Source organism: Lentibacillus salicampi (genome assembly GCF_004565465.1).
Taxonomy (GTDB): Bacteria; Bacillota; Bacilli; order Bacillales; family Amphibacillaceae; genus Lentibacillus; species Lentibacillus salicampi.
The window spans coordinates 1-9180 of the sequence record NZ_SRHY01000066.1 but is presented as its reverse complement, the minus strand read 5'-3'; the positions used below and the strand labels follow the sequence as shown (position 1 = coordinate 9180).

Genomic DNA, 9180 nt, shown 5'->3' with positions numbered 1-9180 from the left:
ATGTCTAAAACCTAATTACTCCTGTCTTGGCGGGAGATCAAGCCGTTTCATTGAAAATCTGATGTTCCACTCGCTAATTTACATATTTTTACATAAAACCCGTTATACTTCTGTCTAAGGCTCCTAGTCTTCCCCTATTTTTTTATCCTGTGATTTTGGCAATCGACCTGCTTTCTTGGCTGATTCCCGGAGTAAAAATTCTACATGACTATTAACGCTCCGAAATTCGTCCTTGGCCCAGACTTGAAGAATCTCATACAATTTCGGATCGATCCTTAATGGAAAATTCTTTTTATTGGCCATCATAACCCTCTTTTTACTGGTATACTGTTCCAGTGTTGACGACCGGCTGTGTACCATTGTCAGACACAATCGATACCATCAGATTATTGACCATGGTTGCACGCCGCTCCTCATCCAATTCCAAAACACCATTTTTCTCTAGCTGGGCAACGGCATCCTCAACCATTCCAACGGCGCCTTCCACGATTTGTTTGCGTGCGGCAATAATGGCGCTTGCCTGCTGGCGCTGCAGCATCGCCTGGGCAACTTCAGTGGAGTATGCAAGATGAGTCAATCGTGTTTCAAGCACTTCCACGCCGGCAACCGTCAGTCGTTCTTGAAGATCCTTTGCCAGCTGCTCCGATACTTCTTCTGCATTCCCGCGCAGTGTCATCTCATCCTCCGTAAACGTATCGTACGGATACTGCGTTGCGACAGCACGGATCGCCGTTTCACTCTGGATCTCCACATACTTTTCGTACCGATCCACTTCAAAAACCGCCTTTGCGGCATCAACCACCCTGAACACAATTACAGCCGCAATTTCAATCGGGTTCCCATTCACATCGTTCACTTTCAGCAGGCTGCTGTTAAAGTTCCGGACACGCAAGGATACCATCCGTCTGACAGAAAAAGGAACAGTAATGACAATCCCTTCTTTGCGGATCGTCCCCATATATTTTCCAAGAAAAATCACAACCGCTGCCTGATTCGGCTGAACAATCGTAATACCGCTTCCAAGTACAATCGCAATCACCAGTGCAATACCACCAATGATAATCTGTCCTTCCAGAAAACTCATAACCGTCACCGCTACCAGAATTACAATAGCAAGAATCCCGACATATCCATTCATCATCCACGCGTCTTTTTCACGAATCACCCGGACACACCTTCCCCTAAATTATTTTATTCCATATTATTATGATATCATTATTGTTTATTTTTGTAAATATCTAACCAGCGTGTAAACTGCTCAGAGGGTTTTTTTCATGAAAGATGATAAAACCCTGTCCATCTGTCCGAATGGTTATATCGCCAAATGCAGCCGTTGGATAAACCGCCGTGCCAACCTCCTGCAAATTTCCCATGACCCGTTTAACCGGATGGCCAAAATCATTATCTTTTCCATATGTCAATACTGCAGCATTCGGGCTGACTTCGCGTAAAAATTCCAGCGACGTGCTCGTATGTGAGCCATGATGGGCCACTTTTAAAATTTCCGCATCTAAATCATGCTGCTTCATTAACCGCTTTTCTTGTTCTTTTTCAACATCGCTCATCAGTAAAAAGTCCATATTTTTGAATGTGATTTTTAGTACAATGGATGACTCGTTATTCGTTTGGGAACCGTTGTGGGTATTGAGAATGCGTATTTTTAACCGCGGATCAATTTTGAGCAGATCGTTGCGCTCAGCAATTTCAATCGGAATCTGCCGTTTCAGGACCTGGCTGATGTACCTGGCATACGTTCGGGTGGAGTGAATTTTTCCGGTATCTACAATTCTGTCCACTTCAACCGATTTCATAACATCGGGTAACCCGCCAATATGATCGATATCTGGGTGTGTAGCGATCATTAAATCAAGTTTCTTCACGTCTTGCTCTTTCAAAAATGCGACAACCTGTTTCCCTGCATCCGGTGGCCCGCCATCAATCAGAATGTTTTTCCCGGATGGGGTCTGAACAAGGATGCTGTCCCCCTGTCCGACGTCGATGAAATGAACATCCATCTCCGGATGCTGTTCTGCGTACACAACTGGTGTGCCGATTAAAAGAAAAATAATGACTGATAATATCCACATACTGCTTTGCCGTTGCATGAAAAACATCCTTTTATTCTTAGTGCATTTAGTTTGTACGAAATAGGGTTCCTATTATATGACATGATTGGCGAAAATATTACATTTCGATGTGTGGGAAGGGAAATTCTGGCTTTCGTGGTCATATTTTGGCTTGCTTGATCATGTTTGTCCTTTCAAGCTGAAATGTTCCATTCCGAACTGAAGTTTGTCGCCTCGGATTGATGTTTTAAATACACAAAAAGCCGCTGAACAGTGTCAGCGGCTTTACCTTTTTCAATCACAATGTTTATTTGGTTTTTCCAACAACAACGTCGCCATCTATAACATCTACGTTGACAGCTTCGATTGATTCTTCTTCCAAAATCAGATCGGTCAGCTGATCTTCAATTTTGTCCTGGATAACACGGCGCAATGGTCGAGCACCAAAGCGGCGGTCATAGCCAAGCTGGACGAGCTCACGTTTTGCTTCGTCCGTCACCGAAATGCTGATATCATTTTCTTCGATGGTTTCTTCAAGTTCGGTGAGCATCAAATCAACAATCTGCAGAAGGCTTTCTTCCGTCAATTCATTGAATGTAATGATGCTGTCGAAGCGGTTCAGGAACTCCGGTTTGAAATAGGAGCTTAAGTTTTCCAGGGTTTGTACTGATTCATGTTCATCACGATTGAAGCCAACATTAATTTGTTTTTCGCCAGTTCCAGCGTTACTAGTCATGATGATCACTGTATCTTTAAAGCTGACAGTACGGCCGTGTGAGTCAGTCAATTGCCCATCTTCCATAATTTGCAGGAACATGTTTTGCACATCAGGGTGTGCTTTTTCGATTTCATCCAGCAAAAGGATGGAATAAGGGCTGCGGCGCACTTTTTCAGTCAGTTGTCCGGCCTCTTCATGGCCGACATATCCTGGTGGTGAACCAATAATTTTGGATACGGCGTGTTTTTCCATATACTCACTCATGTCGAGACGGATTAGACTGTCACGTGAGCCGAACAATTCTTCGGCAAGTGCTTTAGACAATTCCGTTTTACCGACACCAGTTGGACCGACAAACAGGAATGATCCGATTGGACGATATTTGGTTTTCAAACCTGCACGACTGCGGCGGACGGCTTTAGCAACTTTTTGCACCGCTTCGTCCTGACCGATGACTTTTTTCTCAAGATTTTTGCCAAGATCACGCATTTGTTCCTGCTCATCAGCCTGCAGTTTCGTGACCGGGATGCCGGTTTTTTCTTCAACAATTAGTTGAATATCAGAAACATCCACATCGACAACTTGTTCTTCATCTTTTGCTTTGTCAAGCTGTTTTTGCAACTGGATTTCCTGGTAACGTAAATGTGCTGCATGTTCATAGTCTTCTTGTTCAGCGGCAGCTTCTTTTTCACGGACCACTTCATCCAGCCGGCTTTGGATTGAATCTGAATCTTTTTCCGCATTGTCAAGATTCAAGCGTGAACCGACCTCATCCATTAAGTCAATGGCTTTGTCCGGCAAAAAGCGATCCTGGATATAGCGTTGTGATAATGTAACGAACGCACGAACTACTTCATCGGAATAACGGACTTCATGGAATTTTTCATAACGGTCTTTGATGCCCTTCAAAATCTGTTCAGCGTCTTCCAGTGATGGTTCTTTCACCATAATTGGCTGGAGACGACGCTCAAGTGCGGCATCTTTTTCAATTTGACGGTATTCCTTCAAGGTTGTCGCACCGATTAATTGCAGCTCACCTCGCGCCAGTGCAGGTTTCAAAATGTTGCCGGCGTCCATTTGGGAGCTTTCAGCGGTACCTGCGCCAACTAGCAGATGGATTTCATCAACGAACAGGATAACGTTCTGACGTTCCTGCAATTCCTGTACAAGTTGTTTCATCCGCTCTTCAAACTGACCACGCATGCTTGTATTCGCAACAAGTGATGCGACATCCAACAGATAGATTTCTTTATCCATCAGTTTGGCCGGTACCTTGCCTTCTGTAATTTTCAGGGCCAGTCCTTCTGCAATTGCGGTTTTACCAACGCCTGGTTCACCGATCAGAACTGGATTGTTTTTGTTTCGGCGGTTCAGTGTTTCAATAGTACGTTTCACTTCATTATCACGGCCAATGACCGGGTCAACCAGTCCGGCACGTGCTGCATTTGTCACGTTTTTGCCCAGTTCATCAAGCAAGCCGTTACCATTGCCGGCACCTTGCTGTGTTTTCGTTCCAGTGAATCCCTGACCTTGTTGAGAATTGCCTTGGAAAAATTTATTGGCAAAATCTCCTTGCTGGCCTTGACCAAAGTTACCATTCATCATGCTTCCCTGAATCTCTTGGAAACATTGATTACACAGGTGCATATTCATTCGTTCGTTATTTATTTGCATGGCGACGTTAATAGATGCTGGACGAATACCACAATTTTGACATTGCATAGTGTCATTCCTCCTTGAATGATTTCAAATTTATTTTAAAAGGTTTGACTTTGACTATCTTTGACCTTTGATTCTTATTATACTCTGACCTTCTTTGACTTTCAAGGGTTTTTGCTCAACTTTTTTTGAAAAAAATGATGGTGCCTGAAAAACCCGTCATAGCAACAACAATTCCATACTCAATAAGAAAGGCTCAGGCGTCCGTTTAGCAACGTACAAACTGGAGCATTCCGCAATGAGATAAAGGAAACACGGTGAGCTGTGAAGCGAACCGATGTTGACTTATCGTAGTGGAGGAATGTGAAGTTTGCTAGTTGCTGGGCGCCGGAGCCGGACATGGCTCGCGCTGGCATAGGCTGAGCAGAGCCTGAATTATATACTTTTGTATCTTTTAAATTTAAAAGGGCTTCACTACTACTATTCACGTTAAAAGGGCCGCCCTAAACATAGAGCGGCTCTTTCGATCTTCAACTTTTGACCTTTTCCTTCTCCCGCAGTTCAACTCGTCTGATTTTCCCTGAGGTTGTTTTCGGCAGTTCATCAATAAATTCAATTTTTCTCGGATATTTATATGGAGCGGTCAGTTCTTTCACCTGGTCCTGCAGGTTTCTGACCAAATCCGGATCATCGGGATTGATGCCGTCCTGCAGCACAATAAAAGCTTTGACGACATTGCCGCGGTCTTGATCAGGACTTGCGACAACCGCACACTCTTGAACAAATGGATGTTTGACCAATGCGTCTTCCACTTCAAACGGACCGATTGTATAGCCGGAACTGATGATAATATCATCACTGCGCCCTTCAAACCAGAAATAACCATCTTTATCCTTTGACGCCTGATCACCTGTTACATAATAGGCACCACGCTTGGACATTTTCGTGCGTTCCGAATCCTTATAATACTCACGGAACAGTGCCGGGCTGTCCAGTTTCACCGCAATATCACCGACTTTGTTGGGCGGAACAGGCTGGCCATCTTCATCGATTATTTCTACGTCATTACCAGGTGTTGGCTTTCCCATCGAACCGGGGCGCACTTCCATACCTTGCATAAAGCCGAGCAATAAGGTGTTCTCAGTTTGACCATAGCCATCACGAACGGTCACATCAAAATATTGCCGGAATGTATCGATGACTTCCCGGTTGAGCGGCTCTCCTGCTGAAACTGCACTGCGTAACGCAGGCAACTGATAATCACTTAAGTTGTCCACTTTAGCCATCAGGCGGTATTCGGTCGGTGTGCAGCACAACACGTTAATATCTTCATCCTGCAGCAGTCTCAGATAGGTTTTCGGCTCAAATTTGCCATGGTAAACAAAGCCGGTGGCGCCTGAACCAAGCACAGATAAAAATGGGCTCCAGATCCATTTTTGCCAGCCGGGCCCTGCAGTTGCCCATACTGTATCACCTTCATTGATACAAAGCCAATTTTCAGGTGCTGTTTTCAAATGCGCATAGCCCCAGCCGTGTGTATGTATGACTGCTTTTGGATTTCCGGTCGTGCCCGAGGTATACGACAAAAACGCAATATCATCACGGGAAGTGTCCACTATCTCCAGCTGATCAGATGCTTTTTCCTTCAGTTCATCCAGGTTGTGCCAACCGTCGACAGACTTACCAAAGGAGAACAATGTCAGCTGATCCACCCCCTGCACATCCACGAATTGATCAACGTACGGATAATAGCTGACAACCGCACTAACTTCACCATGACTGATCCGGTACTGCAAATCCTTTGTCTTTAGCATTTCCGACCCTGGAACAATGATAATGCCGGTCTTTAATGCAGCGAGATACGTTTCATACGCTTCAGTCAGCCGCGGAACCATAATGAGAACCTTGTCGCCCTTTTTCAACCCTTTCTCTTTGAAAACATTACCAATCTTATTCACGTTGTTCATCAGCTGCTCATAAGTCATTTCTTTTGATTCTTCTTTATCATTCTGCCAAACCAGCGCATTTCTCTCAGGGTTTTTCACTGTAAAGTGTTGCATTTCCATAACGATATTATAGTCTTTCGGAGCAATTAAATCTTCCTTGTTCATCCTACCAACTCCAATACACATTTTTTTAAGTATATCAGAATTAATACAAAATTTGAATAAATTTTTATGCTAAAAAAGCTGCCTCTTATATTCGAAAGACAGCTTTTTGGTATAATCCGTCCTGTCAATAACCATAAATCGGTGCCGGCAGTTCATTTTTCAGGACGAGGTGATCCAAGCTCTTAAATTGGTAGCCTTGCTTGGTCAGTTCCGTTATCATTTTATCAAGGGCTTTGGCGTTATCAGATGATACACTGTGAAGCAACATGATCGCACCAGGATGGATATGGTCCATAATATTCTCATAAGCGTACTCCCACCCTTTTTGTTCCTCTGTATTCCAATCAATGAACGCCAGAGACCAGAAAATATGAATGTAACCCAATTCATTGGCCCAATCCAATGTGTTTTCACTGAACATTCCTCTTGGCGGGCGCATATATTTGATCTTTTTCTGATCGGATACTTCGGCTACCGCTTGTTCCAATGTCTCCAATTCTTCTTTCATCGCGTCTTGATTGACGACCGTAAAATCGGGATGATGGTACGAGTGATTGCCGATAATATGCCCTTCCTCAACCATTCGGTCAACCAAATCCGGCTCACTTTTCACGTAATGCCCAGTCACGAAGAAGGTTGCCGGAACCTCATGCTCCTTCAGCACATCAAGGATATCATCTGTATACCCCTCTTCATAACCATTATCAAATGTCAGATACACCACTTTTTCACCGGAATCATCAGCATAGTAAGCGCCATACTCTTCAAGCATCTGTTTGTATTTTCCAATATCCGGAATTTGATGTTCGTCGTTCTTTTTAAACCCCCAACCATAGCCACCGGCAGCATGTGTCACATGAGCAGATGGCAGTAAAGTAAGGAAAAACAGGATAACCGTCACTGCCGCAGCAATGTATTTTCGCATAACAACCCCACCTATTTTTTCCTTACTTTGTCCATCGTGGTAGTCATTTATTCATGATGGCAGGCATTTAAAGGACCATTGCTGCGATCCATCCAAACACAACCAATGGAATATTGAAGTGGATGAATGTCGGAACACAAGTATCCCATATATGATGGTGTTTGCCATCAGCATTCAGCCCGGAAGTCGGACCAAGTGTACTGTCTGATGCAGGTGACCCCGCGTCACCCAATGCACCGGCAGTTCCGATTAGTGAAGCAGTTGCCAGCGTTGAAAAACCTGCCGCCAGACAAATCGGGACAAAGAGTGTTGCCAGAATCGGAATGGTTCCAAACGATGAACCAATACCAATGGTAACTACCAGCCCGACAAGTAATAAAATAAGCGCAATGAATGCCTGGTTATGGTCAAGGAAACCTGATGACATCTCGACAAGTGCATCCACGGCCCCTGTATCCTCCAGAACTTTTCCAAATCCGGAAGCAACAAGCATGACAAACGCGATTTGGCCCATCATCGCAATACCATCGGCCATAACCTGGTCACCTTTTTTAAATGGTACAACCACAAGGGTAAACATCAGAACCAGCCCTGTCAGTGCACCGGCAATCAGGTTTTGAGTGATGATCTGAACGATTAACGCACCTACTATTGCAACTAATGTCAGGGCGTGTTTCCGATTAAATGTGACATGCTCCGCTGGCGGCGCTGTGAAATTACCCTCGCTGCCTCCAGCACCTGGAATCGATTCACGGTCTTTACGATACGTGACCAGAACAGCGATTAACAACCCGATAATCATCCCCGAACCTGGTATCAACATGGCCATCGCCGTCTGCCAGGTCGTGACATCAATGCCGCTCTCACTCATCCCTTCTGCAATCGTATTGTGAAATAGAAGACCAAATCCAGCCGGAATCATGACATACGGTGCCTTTAAACCGAACGTCAAAGCTGCCGCCACACCACGGCGGTCAACTTTCATTTCATCAAACAATTTTAATAATGGTGGTATTAATATCGGTATAAATGCAATATGAACCGGTACCAGATTTTGTGATAAACTTGCTACACCGGCAATCGCCAGCGTCATCATCATTTTCCTGCCGGTCAATACGTTGATTAAAAAATTGACAAGAATAGCCGTAATGCCTGTATAACTGATCGCCACCGCAAACGCACCAAGCAAAATATAACTTAATGCTGTACTGGCCTGACCGCCCATGCCACTGACCATCATTTCAATTGATTCAACGATGGAAAGACCGGACATCAACCCTGCCGTCATTGCTGCTGCGATAATCGCAATGATGACATTGACCCTTAACAAACTGAGAATGGTCAATACTAATACAGATATGACAACAACCCATTCCATTTCCGTTTCCCCTCTCTCACTTCTCTTCAACATTACTTTATTATGATAAAGCATTAAAGCGAAGAATTCAAGCCTGTTGCGGAAAATTTATATAGAATAATATTCCAAACCTGCCAGTGCAGGCTCAGTGACGAACCGCCTTTAGATTAACTGTTCGAGATGGTTAAAGATCCGGCAACACGTTGATGTGCGGGGCTTTACCGTTGATGCGCAGCGTTTTACCGTTGATGCGCAGCGTTTTACCGTTGATGCGCAGCGTTTTACCGTTGATGCGCAGCGTTTTACCGTTGATGCGCAGCGTTTTACCGTTGATGCGCAGCGTT

The 9180-nt window shown here is 44.5% G+C and carries 7 protein-coding genes; all 7 read right to left on the bottom strand.

The window, feature by feature from the left end; genetic code table 11:
• Positions 1-123: 123 nt before the first annotated feature.
• The 7 genes from E4U82_RS18785 to E4U82_RS18755 all read right to left on the bottom strand — a co-directional run bounded on the left by E4U82_RS18785 (position 124) and on the right by E4U82_RS18755 (position 8857).
• Positions 124-303 carry a type II toxin-antitoxin system antitoxin gene (locus E4U82_RS18785; protein ID WP_135111777.1) on the bottom strand — a complete coding sequence of 60 codons (180 nt, stop codon included), beginning with the start codon at positions 301-303 and terminating at the stop codon, positions 124-126.
• A 13-nt stretch (positions 304-316) separates the two neighbouring features.
• The gene (locus E4U82_RS18780) at positions 317-1162 is read right to left on the bottom strand and encodes an SPFH domain-containing protein (RefSeq protein ID WP_135111778.1); all 846 of its coding nucleotides are present in this window, start codon (positions 1160-1162) and stop codon (positions 317-319) included.
• 76 nt (positions 1163-1238) lie between these two features.
• Positions 1239-2105: a ComEC/Rec2 family competence protein gene (locus E4U82_RS18775; protein ID WP_135111776.1), complete on the bottom strand. Its 867-nt coding sequence runs from the start codon at positions 2103-2105 to the stop codon at positions 1239-1241.
• Between the two features lie 268 nt (positions 2106-2373).
• The gene (locus E4U82_RS18770; protein WP_135111775.1) at positions 2374-4506 is read right to left on the bottom strand and encodes an ATP-dependent Clp protease ATP-binding subunit; all 2133 of its coding nucleotides are present in this window, start codon (positions 4504-4506) and stop codon (positions 2374-2376) included.
• A 467-nt stretch (positions 4507-4973) separates the two neighbouring features.
• Positions 4974-6554: an acyl-CoA synthetase MbcS gene (gene mbcS, locus E4U82_RS18765; protein ID WP_135111774.1), complete on the bottom strand. Its 1581-nt coding sequence runs from the start codon at positions 6552-6554 to the stop codon at positions 4974-4976.
• A 124-nt stretch (positions 6555-6678) separates the two neighbouring features.
• Entirely contained in the window at positions 6679-7479 is an 801-nt protein-coding gene (gene pdaA / locus E4U82_RS18760) for a delta-lactam-biosynthetic de-N-acetylase (protein ID WP_135111773.1), read from the bottom strand.
• Between the two features lie 67 nt (positions 7480-7546).
• Complete coding sequence (locus E4U82_RS18755) at positions 7547-8857, bottom strand: Na+/H+ antiporter family protein (RefSeq protein WP_135111772.1); 1311 nt, start codon at positions 8855-8857, stop codon at positions 7547-7549.
• Positions 8858-9180: the final 323 nt, after the last annotated feature.

Bases quoted from the DNA above. Each gene is read 5' to 3' on its own strand.
- mbcS (WP_135111774.1), bottom strand. From the start codon at position 6,554: ATGAACAAGGAAGATTTAATTGCTCCGAAAGACTATAATATCGTTATG.
- E4U82_RS18770 (WP_135111775.1), bottom strand. From the start codon at position 4,506: ATGCAATGTCAAAATTGTGGTATTCGTCCAGCATCTATTAACGTCGCC.
- pdaA (WP_135111773.1), bottom strand. From the start codon at position 7,479: ATGCGAAAATACATTGCTGCGGCAGTGACGGTTATCCTGTTTTTCCTT.
- E4U82_RS18785 (WP_135111777.1), bottom strand. From the start codon at position 303: ATGGCCAATAAAAAGAATTTTCCATTAAGGATCGATCCGAAATTGTAT.
- E4U82_RS18775 (WP_135111776.1), bottom strand. From the start codon at position 2,105: ATGCAACGGCAAAGCAGTATGTGGATATTATCAGTCATTATTTTTCTT.
- E4U82_RS18755 (WP_135111772.1), bottom strand. From the start codon at position 8,857: ATGGAATGGGTTGTTGTCATATCTGTATTAGTATTGACCATTCTCAGT.